This is a genomic window from Shewanella sp. MBTL60-112-B2, from assembly GCF_019655055.1.
GTDB lineage: Bacteria > Pseudomonadota > Gammaproteobacteria > Enterobacterales > Shewanellaceae > Shewanella.
The window spans coordinates 12,926-29,983 of the sequence record NZ_BPFA01000038.1 but is presented as its reverse complement, the minus strand read 5'-3'; the positions used below and the strand labels follow the sequence as shown (position 1 = coordinate 29,983).

The following is a 17,058-nucleotide window of genomic DNA, read 5'->3' as shown; positions in this document are numbered from 1 at the left end:
CGCCTTTTTTTTACTTTAAATCGGTTAAAAGTTGTCTATTTCTTGACAGATAGACCATACACTTCTAAAATTTCGCGTCCCACACCTGTGGGATATAGATTTTTCACACCTTACTGTTGATTTAGTCAACTGATTCGGAGCTATACATGGCAACTGTAAACCAGTTGGTACGTAAGCCTCGCGCACCGAAAGTCGATAAGACTAACGTACCTGCGCTAGCTGCGTGTCCACAAAAACGTGGTGTTTGTACTCGCGTATACACTACTACACCAAAAAAACCTAACTCTGCACTACGTAAAGTAGCTCGTGTGCGTCTAACTAACGGTTTCGAAGTTACTTCGTACATCGGCGGTGAAGGCCACAACCTGCAGGAACACAGCGTAATTCTAATCCGTGGCGGTCGTGTAAAAGACTTACCGGGTGTGCGTTACCACACTGTACGCGGCGCATTAGACTGTGCTGGCGTTAGCGAACGTCGTCAAGGTCGTTCAAAGTACGGTGCTAAGCGTCCTAAGTCTTAACGTTTTCCGTTAAGTAAGGCCAAGCTAGATATAATTGAGATTCCAGTTTTGGGGTCCCTGAAGCATACGGAGAAATTGTTATGCCAAGACGTCGCGTTGTAGGACAACGTAAAATCCTACCAGATCCAAAGTTCAACAGTGAGTTGCTGGCTAAGTTCATCAACGTCATTATGCAGGACGGCAAAAAGTCGACTGCAGAAAAAATTATTTACAAGGCACTAGATACTGCAGCTGAAAAGAAAGGCGAAGAGCAACTAGTAATCCTTGAAGCAGCCCTGGACAACGTACGTCCATCAGTCGAGGTTAAATCTCGTCGTGTTGGTGGTTCTACTTACCAGGTACCATGTGAAGTTCGTCCAGTGCGTCGTAACGCACTAGCGATGCGCTGGTTGGTTGAAGCTGCACGTAAGCGTGGTGAAAAATCTATGGCTCTACGTCTAGCAGGTGAAATGTTAGACGCATCTGAAAACAAAGGTACTGCTGTTAAGAAGCGCGAAGACGTGCATCGTATGGCAGAAGCAAACAAAGCGTTTGCTCATTACCGCTGGTAATATCTTGGCGCAGGCTTTAGCCTGCGCCTTACTTGCATTGCTAACACTCAGGTTTTAGCTAAGAGGGTATAAATCGTGGCTCGTACAACTCCAATTGAGCGCTACCGTAATATCGGTATCTGTGCTCATGTTGACGCTGGTAAAACCACTACCACTGAACGTGTTCTTTTCTACACTGGCTTATCTCATAAGATCGGTGAAGTTCATGATGGCGCAGCCACCATGGATTGGATGGAGCAAGAGCAGGAACGTGGTATTACCATCACCTCAGCCGCAACGACTACTTTCTGGCGCGGAATGGATGCGCAGTTCACTGAACACCGCATTAATATCATCGATACTCCAGGTCACGTTGACTTCACGATTGAAGTAGAACGTTCTTTGCGAGTACTAGATGGTGCAGTTGTTGTTTTCTGTGGCTCATCAGGGGTTGAACCCCAATCTGAGACTGTTTGGCGACAAGCTGATAAGTATCATGTGCCGCGCTTAGTGTTCGTCAATAAGATGGACCGCGCAGGTGCAAACTTTGACCGTGTCGTTGAGCAGATCCGCAACCGCCTTGGCGCAACTTGTGTACCTATTCAAATGAATATTGGTGCAGAAGAAGACTTCAACGGTGTTGTCGATTTGATCAAGATGAAAGCAATTAACTGGTCTGAAGATGATCAGGGCATGACTTTCACTTATGAAGCCATTCCAGAGCACTTAGCCGACAAAGCTGCAGAAATGCGCGAGTACTTGGTTGAAAGTGCTGCTGAAGCTTCAGAAGAGCTGATGGAAAAGTACCTAGATGATGGGGAACTTTCTGAAGACGAGATCAAGAAAGCACTACGTCAGCGCACCTTAAATAACGAAATCGTATTGGCAACCTGTGGTTCTGCATTTAAGAACAAGGGTGTACAAGCGGTTCTCGATGCAGTGGTAGATTACCTACCATCACCAGTCGAAGTTCCTGCTATTAAGGGCATCGATGAAAACGAAGAAGAGACTGAGCGTCAAGCTGACGACAATGCTCCATTCGCTGCATTGGCATTTAAGATTGCAACAGATCCATTCGTAGGTACTTTAACCTTTATACGTGTTTATTCAGGTGTATTGGAAACAGGTGCTGGCGTATATAACTCTGTTAAGCAAAAGCGTGAACGTATTGGTCGTATGGTGCAGATGCACGCTAATGACCGTCAAGAGATTAAAGAAGTCCGCGCTGGAGACATCGCTGCTCTTATTGGTCTTAAAGACGTGACAACTGGCGACACTCTGTGCAATTCAGACCATAAAGTAATTCTAGAGCGCATGGAATTCCCTGAGCCTGTAATTACTATTGCCGTTGAGCCAAGAACAAAGGCTGACCAAGATAAGATGGGGATGGCGTTGCAAAAACTTGCAGCAGAAGATCCGTCGTTCCGTGTTGAAACTGATGAAGAGTCGGGTCAAACACTGATCTCTGGTATGGGTGAGCTACACTTAGACATCATCGTTGACCGTATGCGTCGCGAATTTGGTGTTGAGTGTAATGTAGGTAAACCACAAGTTGCATATCGTGAGACTATCCGCAAAACAGTGGAAGTCGAAGGTAAGTTTGTACGCCAATCTGGTGGTCGAGGTCAATTCGGTCATGTTTGGTTGAAACTAGAGCCTCAAGAAGAAGGTTTTGGTTACGAATTCGTCAACGAAATTGTTGGTGGTGTTGTTCCGAAGGAATACATCCCAGCTGTAGATAAGGGTATTCAAGAGCAGATGAAGAGCGGTGTATTAGCCGGCTTCCCAGTTCTTGACGTAAAAGTCACTTTGTACGATGGTTCATATCATGATGTGGACTCGAACGAAATGGCATTTAAAGTGGCTGGTTCTATCGGCTTTAAGAAAGGCGCTCTAGAAGCGGATCCTTCTTTGCTTGAACCATGTATGAAAGTCGAAGTGACAACACCTGAAGATTATATGGGTGATGTTGTGGGTGACTTAAACCGTCGTCGTGGCCTTATTGAAGGTATGGATGATGGTATTGCAGGTGTTAAACTTGTTCATGCAACAGTACCGTTATCTGAAATGTTCGGTTATGCAACCGATTTGCGTAGTGCAACTCAGGGCCGTGCTTCATACTCTATGGAGTTTTTGAAGTACTCTGATGCACCGCAAAATGTTACTAAAGCAATAATAGAGGCCAGAGGCTAAACTGTCTCACTCTATTGTTGATATACTTAATTGCTATTGCTCGGTTTTGAGCCGAGCATTTTCTGAAAAGAAAGGAATATATCGTGGCTAAAGAAAAATTTGAACGCTTAAAACCGCATGTTAACGTTGGTACTATTGGACACGTTGACCATGGTAAAACAACTCTAACTGCTGCTATCTCAGCTGTATTAACCAAAGCTTTTGGTGGTACTGTTCGTGATTTCGCACAGATCGATAACGCTCCAGAAGAGCGTGAGCGCGGTATTACAATTAATACTTCTCACATCGAATATGACACTCCATCACGTCACTACGCACACGTAGACTGTCCAGGTCACGCCGATTATGTTAAAAACATGATCACTGGTGCTGCACAGATGGACGGCGCTATCCTAGTAGTTGCTTCTACAGATGGTCCAATGCCACAAACACGTGAGCACATCCTGCTTTCACGTCAGGTTGGCGTTCCATTCATCATCGTATTCATGAACAAGTGTGACATGGTTGATGACGAAGAACTTCTAGAACTAGTAGAAATGGAAGTTCGTGAACTTCTTTCTGAGTACGACTTCCCAGGTGATGACTTACCAGTTATCCAGGGTTCTGCTCTTAAAGCTCTTGAAGGCGAGCCAGAGTGGGAAGCTAAGATCCTAGAACTAGCTGAAGCTCTAGATACTTACATTCCTGAGCCAGAGCGTGCTATCGACGGTGCATTCATTCTTCCAATCGAAGATGTTTTCTCAATCGCTGGTCGTGGTACTGTTGTTACTGGTCGTGTAGAGCGCGGTATCATCAAAGTTGGTGAAGAAGTAGAAATCGTTGGTATCAAAGATACTACTAAGTCTACTTGTACTGGTGTTGAAATGTTCCGTAAGCTTCTTGACGAAGGTCGTGCTGGCGAGAACTGTGGTGTTCTTCTACGTGGTATCAAGCGTGAAGACGTTGAACGTGGTCAAGTACTAGCTGCTCCAGGTTCAATCACTCCACACACTACTTTCAAGTCAGAAATCTATGTTCTGTCTAAAGAAGAAGGTGGACGTCACACTCCATTCTTCAAAGGCTACCGTCCACAGTTCTACTTCCGTACAACTGACGTAACCGGTACTATCGAATTGCCAGAAGGCGTTGAGATGGTAATGCCTGGTGACAACGTAGCTATGACTGTTACTCTAATCTGCCCAATCGCGATGGACGAAGGTTTACGCTTCGCTATCCGTGAAGGTGGCCGTACAGTTGGTGCTGGTGTTGTAGCTGAGATCGTTGCTTAATTAGCAATGAGTCTTAACTCGATACTGAAAGAGGCAGCTTAGGCTGCCTTTTTTATTGCCTGAAGAAAAGTTCAGGGCAGGGCTAGCATTCCAGATCGGACTGTGTATAATGACGCCACTTTGTTGAAAACGGTCAATTTGACGGTATTTCAAACAACGGGCTTGATCTCAGCGTTGAAATCAGTATAATAGCCCCTCGCCTTAACCATTAGGCGATTTAAATTGGTCTGCCTTCGGGTTTGACGTAAAAAAACAGCGACTCCAATTGTGAGTCGAACGGTTAAATCATTTCACTCTGCTTTTTCGATAAAGAAAATAGCTAGAGGGTGATTTTTTTGTGTACATTTTAGGAGCTCTGGTCAATGCAGAACCAAAGAATCCGTATCCGCTTAAAAGGATTTGATCATCGCTTGATTGATCAGTCTACTGCGGAAATCGTTGAAACTGCTAAGCGTACCGGCGCGCAGGTTCGTGGTCCAATTCCACTACCAACGCGTAAAGAACGTTATACCATTTTGACTTCTCCACACGTTAATAAAGATGCACGTGATCAGTACGAACTACGTACTCACAAGCGTCTTGTTGACATCGTAGAGCCGACTGAAAAGACTGTAGACGCACTTATGCGTTTAGATCTTGCGGCTGGTGTTGACGTTCAGATTAGCTTGGGTTAATTGAAATCCAGTTAGAAGAGGTTTGAGAGATGGCTATCGGTCTTATCGGTCGTAAAGTAGGTATGACTCGCATCTTCAATGAAGATGGCGCGTCGGTACCTGTAACAGTAATTGAAATTGCTGCTAACCGTGTAACCCAAGTGAGAACTTTGGATACAGATGGTTACCGTGCACTTCAAGTTACTACTGGTACCAAAAAAGCTAATCGCATCACTAAACCAGAAGCAGGTCACTTTGCTAAGGCAGGCGTTGAAGCCGGTCGTGGTTTATGGGAAATGCGTTTGGCAGATGGTGAAGGCGAAGGCATCGAAGTTGGTGCTGAGCTTAATGTAGATATCTTCGCTGACATAGCGAAAGTTGATGTTACTGGTCAATCAAAAGGTAAGGGCTTCCAAGGCGGTATTAAGCGTTGGAACTTCCGTACTCAAGATGCAACACATGGTAACTCACTGGCACATAGAGCTAACGGTTCTATTGGTCAAAACCAAACACCTGGTCGCGTTTTCAAAGGTAAGAAAATGTCTGGCCACATGGGTGCAGAGCGTGTTACGACACAGAATCTAGAAGTAATTCGTGTAGATGCTGAACGTAACCTGCTATTGGTTAAGGGTGCAGTTCCAGGCGCTACTAATGGCGACCTGATCATCAAACCAGCTGTTAAAGCTTAAGGTCTGAGGAGATAGTAATGGAATTGGTATTGAAAGACGCACAGAGTGCTCTTGAAGTTTCCGAAGCTACCTTTGGCCGTGACTTTAATGAAGCACTGGTTCATCAGGTAGTTGTAGCTTACGCTGCAAACGCGCGTCAGGGCACTCGTGCTCAAAAGACTCGCGCAGAAGTAACTGGCTCAGGCAAAAAGCCTTGGCGCCAAAAAGGTACTGGCCGTGCACGTGCTGGTACTGTTAAAGGCCCAATCTGGCGTGGCGGTGGCGTAACATTCGCTGCTAAAACACAAGATCATAGCCAAAAAGTTAACAAAAAGATGTACCGCGGAGCGCTGAAAAGCATTTTCTCTGAATTGGTACGTCAAGACCGTCTTATCGTTGTTGAGTCGTTCGGTGTTGAAGCTCCTAAAACTAAAGAGCTGAAAGCTAAACTAAACGAAATGCAACTTGAAGACGTGTTGATTGTTACTCCAGAAGTTGACGAGAACTTGTTCTTAGCTGCTCGTAACCTGTACAAAGTTGACGTACGTGACGTTGCTGGTATCGATCCAGTAAGTCTAATCGCTTTCAACAAAGTACTAGTTACTGCTGAAGCTATTAAGCAAATCGAGGAGATGCTGGGATGATAAGCCAAGAACGTTTGCTAAAAGTTATTCTTGCACCACACATCTCTGAGAAGAGCACTGTGAATGCAGAGAATAACAACACGGTAGTATTCCGTGTAGCTATCGATGCAACTAAAGCTGAAGTTAAAGCTGCAGTAGCACAGCTATTTGAAGTTGAAGTTGATACAGTTCGTACTTTGGTTAACAAAGGCAAAACTAAGCGTCACGGTGCCCGTACTGGCCGTCGTAGCGATTGGAAAAAAGCTTATGTTACCTTAGCTGCTGGTGCTGACATCGATTTCGTCGGCGGCGCTGAGTAAGCATTAGGAGAATTATCATGGCAGTTATTAAGTGTAAGCCAACCTCTCCAGGTCGTCGCCACGTAGTTAAAGTGGTGAACAGCGATTTGCATAAGGGTAAACCTTTTGCAGGCCTGTTGGCGAAAAAATCAAAAAGTGGTGGCCGTAACAATACTGGTCGTATCACTGTCCGCCACGTTGGTGGTGGTCATAAGCAACATTATCGTCTAATCGACTTTAAGCGTAACAAAGACGGTATCCCTGCGAAGGTTGAACGTTTGGAATATGATCCAAACCGTACAGCTAACATCGCATTGGTACTTTACGCTGACGGTGAGCGTCGTTATATCCTTGCTGCTAAAGGCATGCAAGCTGGTGATAAGATCCAGTCTGGTATCGATGCAGAGATCAAGAGCGGTAACGCAATGCCTCTACGTAATATCCCTGTGGGTAGCGTAGTGCACGCAGTCGAAATGAAGCCTGGTAAAGGTGCTCAGATCGCGCGTTCAGCTGGTGCTTATGTACAAGTTATTGCTCGTGACGGCGCATACGCCACTCTACGTCTTCGCTCTGGCGAAATGCGTAAAGTGCCGGTTGATTGCCGCGCGACATTGGGTGAAGTTGGTAATGCCGAGCATATGCTACGCCAGTTAGGTAAAGCAGGTGCTAAACGCTGGAGAGGCGTACGCCCAACAGTTCGTGGTGTTGCAATGAACCCAGTAGATCACCCACATGGTGGTGGTGAAGGCCGTACTTCTGGTGGCCGTCACCCTGTATCTCCATGGGGTCAACCTACTAAGGGTTACAAGACTCGTAGTAATAAACGCACCGACAAGTACATCGTACGTCGTCGCAATAAAAAGTAAGAGGATTCGCCATGCCACGTTCTCTCAAGAAAGGTCCATTCATTGACCTACACTTGCTGAAGAAGGTAGAGAAAGCGATGGAAGCTGGAGACAAGAAGCCTATTAAGACTTGGTCTCGCCGCTCTATGATCATTCCTAACATGATTGGAATGACCATCGCTGTCCATAATGGTCGTCAGCACGTACCTGTGTTCGTAACTGACGAAATGATCGGCCACAAGCTTGGTGAATTTTCACCAACTCGCACTTATCGCGGCCATGCTGCAGATAAGAAAGCGAAGAAGCGTTAATACGGGAGACATAAGATGGAAGTTTTAGCTAAACATCGTTTTGCCCGTACGTCGCCTCAAAAGTGTCGTTTGGTTGCAGATCAAATCCGTGGACTGCCTGTTGCTAAGGCTCTCGAAATTCTAACTTTCAGCCCTAAGAAAGCTGCAGTACTTGTTAAGAAAGTACTGGACTCTGCTATCGCTAATGCTGAGCACAATGAAGGTGCTGACATTGACGAACTAAGAGTTGGAGCTATTATGATCGATGAAGGTCCAACTATGAAGCGTATCATGCCACGTGCCAAAGGCCGTGCTGATCGTATAATCAAGCGCACCAGCCACATTACTGTGGTTGTGTCAGATCGCTAGGAGTTAGCAATGGGACAGAAAGTACATCCTAATGGTATCCGTCTGGGTATCACTAAGCCTTGGATCTCGACCTGGTACGCTGACAAGTCAGACTATGCCAATAACTTGAGCAGTGACTGGGAAGTGCGTAAGTTTCTAGAAAAGAAACTTACTCAAGCTTCAGTTTCTAAGATTGTTATCGAGCGTCCAGCTAAGAGTGTTCGCGTAACTATCCACACAGCCCGTCCAGGCGTTGTGATTGGTAAGAAAGGCGAAGACGTTGAGAAGCTACGCAATGCAGTTGCTAAGCTGACTGGTATTCCAGCTCAAATCAACATCGCTGAAATCCGTAAGCCAGAGCTAGATGCTAAGCTTGTTGCCGATGGCATCGCTTCGCAGCTAGAGCGTCGTGTTATGTTCCGTCGTGCTATGAAGCGCGCAGTTCAAAACGCAATGCGTCTTGGTGCTAAGGGTATCAAAGTTGAAGTGAGTGGCCGTCTAGGCGGCGCTGAGATTGCGCGTTCAGAGTGGTATCGTGAAGGTCGTGTACCTTTGCATACACTGCGTGCTGATATCGACTATTCTACTTCTGAGAGTCACACTCAATACGGTGTGATTGGCGTTAAAGTTTGGGTCTTCAAAGGCGAAGTTCTAGACGGCGTTCTACCTCAGCACGAAGAGCCGAAACAGCAGCCGAAGCGTAAGCCTCGCGGTAAATAGGAGAGCTGGCAATGCTGCAACCAAAAAGAATGAAGTTTCGCAAAATGTTCAAAGGCCGCAACCGTGGTCTAGCGAACGGCACTGAAGTTAGCTTCGGTGAATTCGGTTTGAAAGCTGTTGGACGTGGTCGTCTAACTGCTCGTCAAATTGAAGCTGCGCGTCGTGCTATGACACGTCACATTAAGCGTCAAGGTCAGATCTGGATCCGCGTATTCCCTGACAAGCCAATTACCTCTAAGCCTCTAGAAGTGCGTATGGGTAAAGGTAAGGGTAACGTTGAATACTGGGTTTGCCAGATTCAACCAGGTAAGGTTCTTTATGAGATGAATGGTGTATCTGAGGAGTTAGCTCGTGAAGCTTTCACCCTAGCTGCAGCTAAACTACCTCTGAAGACTACCTTCGTAACTAAGACGGTGATGTAATGAAAGCGAGCGAACTAACAGAAAAGAGCGTTGAAGAATTGAACGCTGAACTGCTTGGTCTGCTGCGTGAGCAGTTTAATCTGCGTATGCAACACGCCACTGGTCAGTTGACTCAGACTCATCAGCTTAAAATCGTGCGTCGCAACATTGCGCGCGTTAAGACCATTATTACTTCTAAGGCGGGTGCATAATGTCTGATACTATCCGTACTTTGCAAGGTCGAGTACTTAGCGACAAGATGGACAAGTCTATCACTGTAGCTATTGAACGTAAGGTAAAACACCCTTTATACGGTAAGTTTATCAAGCGTACTACTAAGATCCATGCACATGACGAACAAAATCAGTGTAATGCTGGCGATATCGTGACTATTCGCGAATGCCGTCCGCTGTCTAAGACTAAGTCTTGGACTCTGGTTGAAGTAGTAACAAAAGCCTAAGCTTATTAGGTATTTAAGCAAACGGCTCCTAAAGTTGGGGCCGTTTTTATTTTTAGTACTATCTATTCCTGTTTTTAGGTGTTACACTTGCGCGCCAATTTTGACTAAATTAAAGTCGAAATTTGAGTGAAATGTAGCCCCTTTGTGGGATTGTAAGTAACGATAGCGGAGCACTTAAAATGATCCAAATGCAATCGACTCTAGAAGTCGCCTGTAACAGTGGCGCTCGTAGAGTTCAGTGTATTAAGGTCTTGGGTGGCTCTCATCGTCGTTATGCCGGTATCGGCGACGTCATCAAGGTTTCTGTTAAAGAAGCTATTCCTCGCGGTAAAGCGAAGAAAGGTGATGTATATAACGCGGTGGTAGTCCGTACTAAGAAAGGCGTACGTCGTCCAGACGGTTCTGTCATTCGCTTCGATCGGAACGCAGCGGTATTGCTTAACGCAAACCTTGCACCGATTGGTACTCGTATCTTTGGACCTGTGACACGTGAATTGCGTACTGAGCAGTTTATGAAGATTGTGTCATTGGCACCAGAAGTACTGTAAGGAGCTTCAAAATGGCAGCTAAAATACGTCGTCAAGACGAAGTAATTGTACTAGCAGGTAAAGACCAGGGTAAACGCGGTAAAGTTTCTCAGGTTCTTCCAACTGGTAAATTAATTGTAGAAGGTATTAACCTTGTTAAGAAACACCAAAAGCCAAACCCACAATTGGGCGTAGCTGGCGGTATTGTTGAACAAGAAGCACCGATACAAGCATCAAACGTAGCGATTTTCAACTCTGCCACTGGCAAAGCGGATCGCGTTGGTTTCCGATTTGAAGACGGCAAAAAAGTCCGTTTCTTTAAGTCGAACAGTGAACTCGTTAAGTAATTTGGAGTAAACGATGGCGAAACTGCATGATAAATACAAAGAGACTGTTAGTCCTGAACTTGCTAAAAAGTTTGGTTTTACCAGTGTCATGCAAGTCCCTCGGATTGAAAAGATCACCCTTAATATGGGTGTTGGCGAAGCAGTAGCAGATAAGAAAGTTATGGAGCATGCGCTTCGTGACATGACTGCTATCGCTGGTCAAAAGCCAGTAGTGACTGTAGCTCGTAAGTCAGTTGCTGGTTTTAAAATCCGTGAAGGCTACCCAATCGGCTGTAAGGTCACACTACGCGGTGAGCGTATGTGGGAATTCTTAGAGCGTTTAGTTGATATCGCGATCCCGCGTATTCGTGACTTCCGTGGTTTGAGCGTTAAATCGTTCGACGGCCGTGGTAACTATGCGATGGGCGTACGTGAGCAAATTATCTTCCCAGAGATCCAATACGATAAAATCGATAAGATCCGCGGTATGGATATTGTAATCACTACTTCTGCGAAGAATGACGAAGAAGGCCGAGCTTTGCTCGAAGGCTTTAACTTCCCATTCAAGAAATAAGGGTAGCGTAATGGCAAAAAGTTCAATGAAAGCACGTGAAGCAAAACGTGCACAGCTCGTAGCTAAGTTCGCTGAAAAGCGCGCTGCACTTAAAGCTATCATTAGCAGTCCAACTACATCTGATGATGACCGTTGGGATGCAGTACTTAAGTTACAAGCTCTACCACGTGACTCTAGCGCAGCGCGTCAGCGTAATCGTTGTAGTCAAACTGGTCGCCCACATGGTTTCCTACGTAAATTCGGCCTTAGCCGTATTAAATTACGTGAAGCAACTATGCGCGGTGAAGTTCCTGGTCTTCGCAAGGCCAGCTGGTAAGCACTTGTCACGGAGTAAGCTAATATGAGCATGCAAGATCCTATTGCGGATATGTTAACACGTATTCGTAACGGCCAAGCTGCTAAACACGTATCTGTGAAGATGCCATCTGCTAAGCTAAAAATCGCTATCGCGAAAATGCTTAAAGAAGAAGGTTATATCACTGACTACGCCGTAGCAGATGAAGCCAAGCCTGAATTGGAAATCACTTTAAAGTATTTCCAAGGTCAGCCAGTCGTTGAGACTATCCAGCGCGTTAGCCGTCCTGGTCTTCGTATTTACAAAGGTAAAAACGATCTACCAAAGGTTATGGGCGGACTGGGTGTCGCTATCGTGTCCACTTCTAAAGGTTTGATGACTGATCGTACTGCCCGCCAAAATGGCATGGGTGGGGAAGTTATCTGCTACGTAGCATAAGGAGCTAGCAATGTCTCGTGTCGCAAAAGCACCAGTCGCTATCCCTGCAGGCGTAGAAGTGACTTTAAACGAACAAACTATCACCGTAAAAGGTTCTAAAGGTAGTTTGACTCGAGTTATTAACTCTGACGTTTCTGTTGTTGTTGAAGACAATGAAATCAAGTGTTCACCAGTTGAAAGCGCTAAAACCGCTGCTCAAGCTGGTACAGCTCGTGCATTAATCAACAACATGGTTGTTGGTGTTTCTGAAGGTTTCGTTAAGAAACTACAGTTAGTTGGTGTTGGTTACCGTGCAAAACTTGCCGGTAAAGATATCGATTTGACTTTAGGTTTCTCACATCCTTTGGTTCACAAACTTCCAGACGGCGTAACAGCTGAATGTCCATCACAAACTGAAATCGTACTTTCTGGTACTGATAAGCAGTTGATCGGACAGGTTGCAGCTGAGATTCGCGGTTACCGTCCACCAGAGCCTTACAAAGGTAAAGGTGTTCGCTATGCTGACGAACAAGTACGCCGTAAAGAGGCTAAGAAGAAGTAAGGTAATACGATATGGATAAGAAAACATCTCGCTTACGCCGCGCTCTACGTGCCCGTAAGAAGATCCAAGAGCTGGGCGTTAATCGTCTGGTTGTACATCGTACACCACGTCACACTTACGCTCAGGTCATTAGCCCTGAAAACGTAGTGTTGGCGGCAGCTTCTACTGCTGAAAAAGCAGTAACCGAGCAGCTAAAGTACACAGGTAACGTAGATGCAGCTAAAGTAGTGGGTAAAACCCTTGCTGAGCGCGCTATCGAAAAAGGCGTAGCTGTAGTTGCATTCGATCGTTCCGGCTTCAAGTATCACGGTCGCGTTGCTGCATTAGCAGACGCTGCACGTGAAGCTGGCCTCAAGTTCTAAGGAATGATGAAAAATGGCTAAATTTGAAGCTCAACAGCAAAAAGACGATCTGCAAGAGAAATTAGTTGCAGTAAATCGTGTTTCTAAAGTAGTTAAAGGCGGACGTATCTTTAGCTTCACTGCACTAACAGTAGTGGGTGATGGTAACGGTAAAGTTGGCTATGGCTATGGTAAAGCGCGTGAAGTACCAGCAGCAATTCAGAAAGCAATGGAAAAGGCTCGCCGTAACATTGTAAACGTTGAATTGAACAATGGTACTTTGCACCACCCTGTAAAGGGTCGTCACACTGGTTCACGTGTTTACATGCAACCAGCCTCTGACGGTACCGGTATTATTGCCGGTGGCGCAATGCGTGCCGTATTGGAAGTAGCAGGCGTTCATAACGTTCTGTCAAAAGCATACGGTTCTACTAACCCGATCAACATCGTTCGTGCTACTGTCGATGCGTTGGTGAATATGAAATCACCTTCACAAATCGCAGCTAAGCGTGGCCTGAATGTTACTGAAATTCGAGGTTAATGCACCATGGCTACTAAAACACTTAAAGTAACTCAGACTAAAAGTTCAATCGGTCGCTTACCAAAGCACCGTGCAACTTTGACTGGTCTAGGTCTACGCCGCATTAATCACACTGTTGAACTAGAAGATACTCCTTCTGTTCGCGGTATGATTAACAAGGTTTACTACATGGTTTCGGTGGAGGAAGTATAAGATGCGTCTAAATACTCTATCACCTGCTGCAGGTGCTAAATCAGCAGCTAAGCGTGTAGGTCGCGGTATCGGTTCAGGCACTGGTAAAACTTGTGGCCGTGGTCACAAAGGCCAGAAGTCTCGTTCTGGTGGCGGCGTTCGCGTCGGTTTCGAAGGTGGTCAAATGCCACTTAAGATTCGTTTGCCTAAGTTTGGTTTTACCTCGCGTAAAGCGTTGGTATCTGCCGAGATTCGCATTAGCGAATTGGCTAAAGTTAACGGTGATGTTATCGACCTAAATGCGCTGAAAGATGCGAATCTAGTTACTCGCAACATACAGTTTGCTAAAATCGTTCTTTCAGGTACCATTGAGCGCCCTGTGACCGTTAAAGGTCTGAAGGTAACCCAAGGTGCACGTGCAGCTATTGAAGCTGCCGGTGGCAAGATCGAGGAATAATACGTCGATGGCAAAACCAGGACTTGATTTAAAAAGCGCGAAGGGCGGTTTATCAGAATTGAAAACCCGCCTCCTGTTCGTGATTGGTGCAATTATCGTCTTTAGAGCCGGTTCGTTTGTACCAATTCCTGGTATTGACGCTGCTGTACTAGCAGAGCTGTTTAATCAGCAAAAGGGGACCATCCTAGGAATGTTTAACATGTTCTCTGGTGGTGCCCTTGAACGTGCCTCTATCTTTGCATTAGGTATCATGCCGTATATTTCGGCATCGATCATTATGCAGTTGTTGACTGTGGTACATCCTGCACTTGCTGAATTGAAGAAAGAAGGCGAGTCGGGACGTAAGAAGATCAGTCAATATACTCGATACGGCACATTGGTCCTGGGTACGTTCCAGGCAATCGGTATCGCAACAGGTTTACCGAATCTAGTTCCAGGGTTAGTTGTTAACCTAGGTTTTAGTTTCTACTTCGTTGCAGTTGTAAGCTTAGTAACAGGAACTATGTTCCTAATGTGGCTAGGTGAGCAAATTACCGAAAGAGGCATAGGTAACGGTATCTCGATTCTTATTTTCGCAGGTATTGTTGCTGGTCTGCCATCTGCTATCGGCCAAACAGCCGAGCAGGCGCGTCAAGGCGACTTGAATGTACTAGTATTGTTGTTGCTGGCAGTGATTGTTTTCGCTGTCACTTATTTTGTGGTGTTCGTTGAGCGTGGACAACGTCGTATCGTTGTTAACTATGCTAAGCGTCAGCAGGGCCGTAAGGTTTTTGCAGCGCAAAGTACTCACTTACCACTTAAGATTAATATGGCTGGTGTTATCCCGCCTATTTTTGCGTCCAGCATCATTTTGTTCCCAGGCACACTGGCTCAGTGGTTTGGTCAAAATGAGTCCATGTCATGGTTAAGTGATTTTTCACTTGCTGTGTCACCAGGACAACCGCTGTACTCATTATTATATGCAACAGCGATTATTTTCTTCTGTTTCTTCTATACTGCGTTGGTTTTTAACCCTCGCGAAACAGCTGATAACTTGAAGAAGAGTGGTGCGTTTATTCCCGGGATTCGTCCTGGAGAACAGACTTCGCGTTACATTGATAAAGTTATGACCCGCCTAACATTAGCTGGCGCGTTATATATTACCTTTATCTGCTTAATTCCGGAGTTCATGTTAATTGCGTGGAAAGTACAGTTCTATTTTGGCGGTACTTCACTACTAATTATGGTAGTCGTAATCATGGACTTCATGGCTCAGGTTCAGACCCATATGATGTCTCATCAGTATGAGTCTGTAATGAAGAAAGCTAACTTGGTAAACAAAGCGAACTTAGATCGCTTTGGTCGCTAAGCTAGTTATCTCGGAGTGATGAAATGAAAGTTCGAGCTTCCGTGAAGAAGATCTGCCGTAACTGCAAGATCGTAAAGCGTAGTGGCGTTGTACGTGTGATTTGTGTTGAACCTAAACACAAACAGCGTCAAGGCTAAACAAAATTGACCAGCCCAGTCCGGGCTGGTCAAAATATTATTTGCTAAATTGTCGTCTGTCGAGTATCCTACCGGGCTTTTCACAGATGACCTTTAACTTAAGGAGTGCATAGTGGCCCGTATCGCTGGCATTAACATTCCTGATCAAAAGCATACAGTCATTGCATTGACTGCTATCTACGGCATCGGTCGTACTCGCGCACAAGCTATTTGCGCGGCTACTTCTATTGCTGAAGATGCTAAGATCAAGGAATTGAGCGAAGCTCAAATTGATACTCTACGCGAAGAAGTTGCCAACTACATTGTAGAAGGTGATTTACGTCGTGAAGTTTCCATGAACATCAAGCGTCTTATGGACCTTGGTTGTTACCGTGGCCTTCGCCATCGTCGTAGCCTTCCCCTTCGTGGGCAACGTACTAAGACCAATGCGCGTACGCGTAAAGGTCCACGTAAACCAATTAGAAAGTAACGGGGTAAACCAAAATGGCTAAAGTTCCGTCACGTTCTCCGCGTAAGCGTGTACGTAAACAGGTTGCTGATGGTATGGCGCATATCCATGCGTCTTTCAACAACACAATTATTACCATTACAGATCGTCAAGGTAACGCACTATCTTGGGCAACTTCTGGTGGTTCAGGTTTCCGTGGTTCACGTAAATCTACCCCATTTGCTGCACAGGTTGCTGCTGAGCGTGCAGGTACTGCTGCTCAGGACTACGGTGTTAAAAACCTTGAAGTTTTTGTGAAGGGTCCAGGTCCAGGACGCGAATCAGCGATTCGTGCACTAAACTCGGTTGGTTACAAGATTACTAACATTACCGATGTGACGCCTATCCCTCATAATGGTTGTCGTCCTCCTAAGAAACGTCGCGTTTAACTCGTCGTTTTTAAATAGGATAGTTGGAGAAAGAACATGGCAAGATACTTGGGTCCAAAGCTCAAGCTCAGCCGCAGAGAAGGTACAGACCTTTTCCTAAAAAGCGGCGTGAGAGCAATCGATTCGAAGTGTAAGCTTGAAACTGCACCTGGACAACACGGCGCTCGTAAGACCCGTCTGTCTGAGTATGGTGTTCAGCTACGCGAGAAACAAAAAGTTCGTCGTATTTATGGTGTGCTAGAAAAGCAATTCCGTAACTACTACAAAGATGCTGCACGTACTAAAGGTAATACTGGTGAAAACCTACTTACTCTTTTAGAAACCCGTCTAGATAACGTTGTTTATCGCATGGGCTTTGGTGCAACACGCGCTGAATCACGTCAGCTAGTTAGCCATAAGTCAATTATGGTTAATGGTAGCGTCGTTAACATTCCATCATTCAAAGTGTCTGCGAATGATGTAGTGAGCGTTCGTGAAAAGTCTCGCACTCAAGCTCGTATTAAAGCGGCTTTAGAAGTGTCGGCTCAACGCGAAAAGCCAACATGGGTTGAAGTTGACAACACTAAGATGGAAGGTGCTTTCAAGCGTATTCCTGAGCGTAGTGATTTGTCTGCGGAAATTAACGAACAGCTGATCGTCGAACTTTACTCTAAGTAAAGTTAAAACA

The 17,058-nt window shown here is 45.5% G+C and carries 30 protein-coding genes; all 30 read left to right on the top strand.

Going from position 1 to position 17,058, the window contains the following annotated elements:
• The first annotated feature begins 146 nt into the window (after nt 1–146).
• On the top strand, nt 147–521 hold the full coding sequence (rpsL, locus tag K5Q73_RS18890) for a 30S ribosomal protein S12 (protein WP_012153454.1): 375 nt from the start codon (nt 147–149) through the stop codon (nt 519–521).
• A gap of 80 nt (nt 522–601) precedes the next feature.
• A complete protein-coding gene (gene rpsG / locus K5Q73_RS18885) occupies nt 602–1,072 on the top strand; it encodes a 30S ribosomal protein S7 (RefSeq protein ID WP_028767978.1) in 471 nt (156 codons plus the stop codon).
• A 75-nt stretch (nt 1,073–1,147) separates the two neighbouring features.
• On the top strand, nt 1,148–3,244 hold the full coding sequence (gene fusA / locus K5Q73_RS18880) for an elongation factor G (protein WP_220765524.1): 2,097 nt from the start codon (nt 1,148–1,150) through the stop codon (nt 3,242–3,244).
• Nucleotides 3,245–3,327: 83 nt separating this feature from the next.
• Nucleotides 3,328–4,512 carry an elongation factor Tu gene (gene tuf, locus K5Q73_RS18875; RefSeq protein ID WP_220765523.1) on the top strand — a complete coding sequence of 395 codons (1,185 nt, stop codon included), beginning with the start codon at nt 3,328–3,330 and terminating at the stop codon, nt 4,510–4,512.
• 362 nt (nt 4,513–4,874) lie between these two features.
• On the top strand, nt 4,875–5,186 hold the full coding sequence (gene rpsJ, locus K5Q73_RS18870; protein ID WP_005503530.1) for a 30S ribosomal protein S10: 312 nt from the start codon (nt 4,875–4,877) through the stop codon (nt 5,184–5,186).
• Between the two features lie 29 nt (nt 5,187–5,215).
• Entirely contained in the window at nt 5,216–5,854 is a 639-nt protein-coding gene (gene rplC / locus K5Q73_RS18865; protein WP_220765522.1) for a 50S ribosomal protein L3, read from the top strand.
• 17 nt (nt 5,855–5,871) lie between these two features.
• A complete protein-coding gene (gene rplD / locus K5Q73_RS18860) occupies nt 5,872–6,477 on the top strand; it encodes a 50S ribosomal protein L4 (protein ID WP_012153458.1) in 606 nt (201 codons plus the stop codon).
• Nucleotides 6,474–6,776 carry a 50S ribosomal protein L23 gene (rplW, locus tag K5Q73_RS18855; RefSeq protein WP_202723802.1) on the top strand — a complete coding sequence of 101 codons (303 nt, stop codon included), beginning with the start codon at nt 6,474–6,476 and terminating at the stop codon, nt 6,774–6,776. Before rplD ends, rplW begins: the two co-directional genes overlap by 4 nt.
• Nucleotides 6,777–6,793: 17 nt before the next feature.
• A complete protein-coding gene (rplB, locus tag K5Q73_RS18850; protein ID WP_220765521.1) occupies nt 6,794–7,621 on the top strand; it encodes a 50S ribosomal protein L2 in 828 nt (275 codons plus the stop codon).
• A gap of 11 nt (nt 7,622–7,632) precedes the next feature.
• Nucleotides 7,633–7,911, top strand: a complete 279-nt coding sequence (rpsS, locus tag K5Q73_RS18845; protein WP_011863970.1) for a 30S ribosomal protein S19 — start codon at nt 7,633–7,635, stop codon at nt 7,909–7,911.
• Between the two features lie 15 nt (nt 7,912–7,926).
• A complete protein-coding gene (gene rplV, locus K5Q73_RS18840; RefSeq protein ID WP_012144645.1) occupies nt 7,927–8,259 on the top strand; it encodes a 50S ribosomal protein L22 in 333 nt (110 codons plus the stop codon).
• Between the two features lie 9 nt (nt 8,260–8,268).
• Nucleotides 8,269–8,958, top strand: coding sequence for a 30S ribosomal protein S3 (gene rpsC / locus K5Q73_RS18835; RefSeq protein WP_028767971.1), 690 nt, complete (start codon nt 8,269–8,271; stop codon nt 8,956–8,958).
• An 11-nt stretch (nt 8,959–8,969) separates the two neighbouring features.
• On the top strand, nt 8,970–9,380 hold the full coding sequence (rplP, locus tag K5Q73_RS18830; RefSeq protein ID WP_012279176.1) for a 50S ribosomal protein L16: 411 nt from the start codon (nt 8,970–8,972) through the stop codon (nt 9,378–9,380).
• On the top strand, nt 9,380–9,571 hold the full coding sequence (gene rpmC, locus K5Q73_RS18825) for a 50S ribosomal protein L29 (RefSeq protein ID WP_012144642.1): 192 nt from the start codon (nt 9,380–9,382) through the stop codon (nt 9,569–9,571). The genes rplP and rpmC overlap by 1 nt, the downstream gene beginning before the upstream one ends.
• Nucleotides 9,571–9,819, top strand: a complete 249-nt coding sequence (gene rpsQ, locus K5Q73_RS18820; RefSeq protein ID WP_012153464.1) for a 30S ribosomal protein S17 — start codon at nt 9,571–9,573, stop codon at nt 9,817–9,819. Before rpmC ends, rpsQ begins: the two co-directional genes overlap by 1 nt.
• A gap of 179 nt (nt 9,820–9,998) precedes the next feature.
• Complete coding sequence (gene rplN / locus K5Q73_RS18815) at nt 9,999–10,367, top strand: 50S ribosomal protein L14 (RefSeq protein WP_011863976.1); 369 nt, start codon at nt 9,999–10,001, stop codon at nt 10,365–10,367.
• A gap of 11 nt (nt 10,368–10,378) precedes the next feature.
• Nucleotides 10,379–10,693 (top strand): 50S ribosomal protein L24, encoded by a 315-nt coding sequence (rplX, locus tag K5Q73_RS18810; protein ID WP_012153465.1) that lies wholly within the window; start codon nt 10,379–10,381, stop codon nt 10,691–10,693.
• A gap of 13 nt (nt 10,694–10,706) precedes the next feature.
• Nucleotides 10,707–11,246, top strand: coding sequence for a 50S ribosomal protein L5 (rplE, locus tag K5Q73_RS18805; protein WP_220765520.1), 540 nt, complete (start codon nt 10,707–10,709; stop codon nt 11,244–11,246).
• 10 nt (nt 11,247–11,256) lie between these two features.
• The gene (rpsN, locus tag K5Q73_RS18800; RefSeq protein WP_012153467.1) at nt 11,257–11,562 is read left to right on the top strand and encodes a 30S ribosomal protein S14; all 306 of its coding nucleotides are present in this window, start codon (nt 11,257–11,259) and stop codon (nt 11,560–11,562) included.
• 24 nt (nt 11,563–11,586) lie between these two features.
• On the top strand, nt 11,587–11,979 hold the full coding sequence (rpsH, locus tag K5Q73_RS18795) for a 30S ribosomal protein S8 (protein WP_202723796.1): 393 nt from the start codon (nt 11,587–11,589) through the stop codon (nt 11,977–11,979).
• A 10-nt stretch (nt 11,980–11,989) separates the two neighbouring features.
• Entirely contained in the window at nt 11,990–12,520 is a 531-nt protein-coding gene (gene rplF, locus K5Q73_RS18790) for a 50S ribosomal protein L6 (RefSeq protein ID WP_220765519.1), read from the top strand.
• An 11-nt stretch (nt 12,521–12,531) separates the two neighbouring features.
• On the top strand, nt 12,532–12,882 hold the full coding sequence (gene rplR, locus K5Q73_RS18785) for a 50S ribosomal protein L18 (RefSeq protein ID WP_220765518.1): 351 nt from the start codon (nt 12,532–12,534) through the stop codon (nt 12,880–12,882).
• Nucleotides 12,883–12,895: 13 nt separating this feature from the next.
• Nucleotides 12,896–13,402, top strand: a complete 507-nt coding sequence (gene rpsE / locus K5Q73_RS18780; RefSeq protein ID WP_012153471.1) for a 30S ribosomal protein S5 — start codon at nt 12,896–12,898, stop codon at nt 13,400–13,402.
• A gap of 6 nt (nt 13,403–13,408) precedes the next feature.
• Nucleotides 13,409–13,594: a 50S ribosomal protein L30 gene (gene rpmD, locus K5Q73_RS18775; protein WP_020912153.1), complete on the top strand. Its 186-nt coding sequence runs from the start codon at nt 13,409–13,411 to the stop codon at nt 13,592–13,594.
• A 1-nt stretch (nt 13,595) separates the two neighbouring features.
• On the top strand, nt 13,596–14,030 hold the full coding sequence (rplO, locus tag K5Q73_RS18770) for a 50S ribosomal protein L15 (protein WP_012153473.1): 435 nt from the start codon (nt 13,596–13,598) through the stop codon (nt 14,028–14,030).
• Between the two features lie 7 nt (nt 14,031–14,037).
• Nucleotides 14,038–15,378, top strand: coding sequence for a preprotein translocase subunit SecY (secY, locus tag K5Q73_RS18765; RefSeq protein ID WP_012153474.1), 1,341 nt, complete (start codon nt 14,038–14,040; stop codon nt 15,376–15,378).
• Nucleotides 15,379–15,401: 23 nt separating this feature from the next.
• Nucleotides 15,402–15,515, top strand: a complete 114-nt coding sequence (rpmJ, locus tag K5Q73_RS18760; RefSeq protein WP_006083579.1) for a 50S ribosomal protein L36 — start codon at nt 15,402–15,404, stop codon at nt 15,513–15,515.
• A 112-nt stretch (nt 15,516–15,627) separates the two neighbouring features.
• Nucleotides 15,628–15,984 carry a 30S ribosomal protein S13 gene (gene rpsM / locus K5Q73_RS18755; RefSeq protein ID WP_012153475.1) on the top strand — a complete coding sequence of 119 codons (357 nt, stop codon included), beginning with the start codon at nt 15,628–15,630 and terminating at the stop codon, nt 15,982–15,984.
• 14 nt (nt 15,985–15,998) lie between these two features.
• Nucleotides 15,999–16,391: a 30S ribosomal protein S11 gene (gene rpsK / locus K5Q73_RS18750; RefSeq protein ID WP_012153476.1), complete on the top strand. Its 393-nt coding sequence runs from the start codon at nt 15,999–16,001 to the stop codon at nt 16,389–16,391.
• Between the two features lie 36 nt (nt 16,392–16,427).
• Nucleotides 16,428–17,048 carry a 30S ribosomal protein S4 gene (rpsD, locus tag K5Q73_RS18745; RefSeq protein WP_012153477.1) on the top strand — a complete coding sequence of 207 codons (621 nt, stop codon included), beginning with the start codon at nt 16,428–16,430 and terminating at the stop codon, nt 17,046–17,048.
• Nucleotides 17,049–17,058: the final 10 nt, after the last annotated feature.

Bases quoted from the DNA above. Each gene is read 5' to 3' on its own strand.
- rpsL (WP_012153454.1), top strand. From the start codon at position 147: ATGGCAACTGTAAACCAGTTGGTACGTAAGCCTCGCGCACCGAAAGTC.
- rpsG (WP_028767978.1), top strand. From the start codon at position 602: ATGCCAAGACGTCGCGTTGTAGGACAACGTAAAATCCTACCAGATCCA.
- rpsJ (WP_005503530.1), top strand. From the start codon at position 4,875: ATGCAGAACCAAAGAATCCGTATCCGCTTAAAAGGATTTGATCATCGC.
- rplC (WP_220765522.1), top strand. From the start codon at position 5,216: ATGGCTATCGGTCTTATCGGTCGTAAAGTAGGTATGACTCGCATCTTC.
- rplD (WP_012153458.1), top strand. From the start codon at position 5,872: ATGGAATTGGTATTGAAAGACGCACAGAGTGCTCTTGAAGTTTCCGAA.
- rplW (WP_202723802.1), top strand. From the start codon at position 6,474: ATGATAAGCCAAGAACGTTTGCTAAAAGTTATTCTTGCACCACACATC.
- rplB (WP_220765521.1), top strand. From the start codon at position 6,794: ATGGCAGTTATTAAGTGTAAGCCAACCTCTCCAGGTCGTCGCCACGTA.
- rpsS (WP_011863970.1), top strand. From the start codon at position 7,633: ATGCCACGTTCTCTCAAGAAAGGTCCATTCATTGACCTACACTTGCTG.
- rplV (WP_012144645.1), top strand. From the start codon at position 7,927: ATGGAAGTTTTAGCTAAACATCGTTTTGCCCGTACGTCGCCTCAAAAG.
- rpsC (WP_028767971.1), top strand. From the start codon at position 8,269: ATGGGACAGAAAGTACATCCTAATGGTATCCGTCTGGGTATCACTAAG.
- rplP (WP_012279176.1), top strand. From the start codon at position 8,970: ATGCTGCAACCAAAAAGAATGAAGTTTCGCAAAATGTTCAAAGGCCGC.
- rpmC (WP_012144642.1), top strand. From the start codon at position 9,380: ATGAAAGCGAGCGAACTAACAGAAAAGAGCGTTGAAGAATTGAACGCT.
- rpsQ (WP_012153464.1), top strand. From the start codon at position 9,571: ATGTCTGATACTATCCGTACTTTGCAAGGTCGAGTACTTAGCGACAAG.
- rplN (WP_011863976.1), top strand. From the start codon at position 9,999: ATGATCCAAATGCAATCGACTCTAGAAGTCGCCTGTAACAGTGGCGCT.
- rplX (WP_012153465.1), top strand. From the start codon at position 10,379: ATGGCAGCTAAAATACGTCGTCAAGACGAAGTAATTGTACTAGCAGGT.
- rplE (WP_220765520.1), top strand. From the start codon at position 10,707: ATGGCGAAACTGCATGATAAATACAAAGAGACTGTTAGTCCTGAACTT.
- rpsN (WP_012153467.1), top strand. From the start codon at position 11,257: ATGGCAAAAAGTTCAATGAAAGCACGTGAAGCAAAACGTGCACAGCTC.
- rpsH (WP_202723796.1), top strand. From the start codon at position 11,587: ATGAGCATGCAAGATCCTATTGCGGATATGTTAACACGTATTCGTAAC.
- rplF (WP_220765519.1), top strand. From the start codon at position 11,990: ATGTCTCGTGTCGCAAAAGCACCAGTCGCTATCCCTGCAGGCGTAGAA.
- rplR (WP_220765518.1), top strand. From the start codon at position 12,532: ATGGATAAGAAAACATCTCGCTTACGCCGCGCTCTACGTGCCCGTAAG.
- rpsE (WP_012153471.1), top strand. From the start codon at position 12,896: ATGGCTAAATTTGAAGCTCAACAGCAAAAAGACGATCTGCAAGAGAAA.
- rpmD (WP_020912153.1), top strand. From the start codon at position 13,409: ATGGCTACTAAAACACTTAAAGTAACTCAGACTAAAAGTTCAATCGGT.
- rplO (WP_012153473.1), top strand. From the start codon at position 13,596: ATGCGTCTAAATACTCTATCACCTGCTGCAGGTGCTAAATCAGCAGCT.
- secY (WP_012153474.1), top strand. From the start codon at position 14,038: ATGGCAAAACCAGGACTTGATTTAAAAAGCGCGAAGGGCGGTTTATCA.
- rpmJ (WP_006083579.1), top strand. From the start codon at position 15,402: ATGAAAGTTCGAGCTTCCGTGAAGAAGATCTGCCGTAACTGCAAGATC.
- rpsK (WP_012153476.1), top strand. From the start codon at position 15,999: ATGGCTAAAGTTCCGTCACGTTCTCCGCGTAAGCGTGTACGTAAACAG.
- rpsD (WP_012153477.1), top strand. From the start codon at position 16,428: ATGGCAAGATACTTGGGTCCAAAGCTCAAGCTCAGCCGCAGAGAAGGT.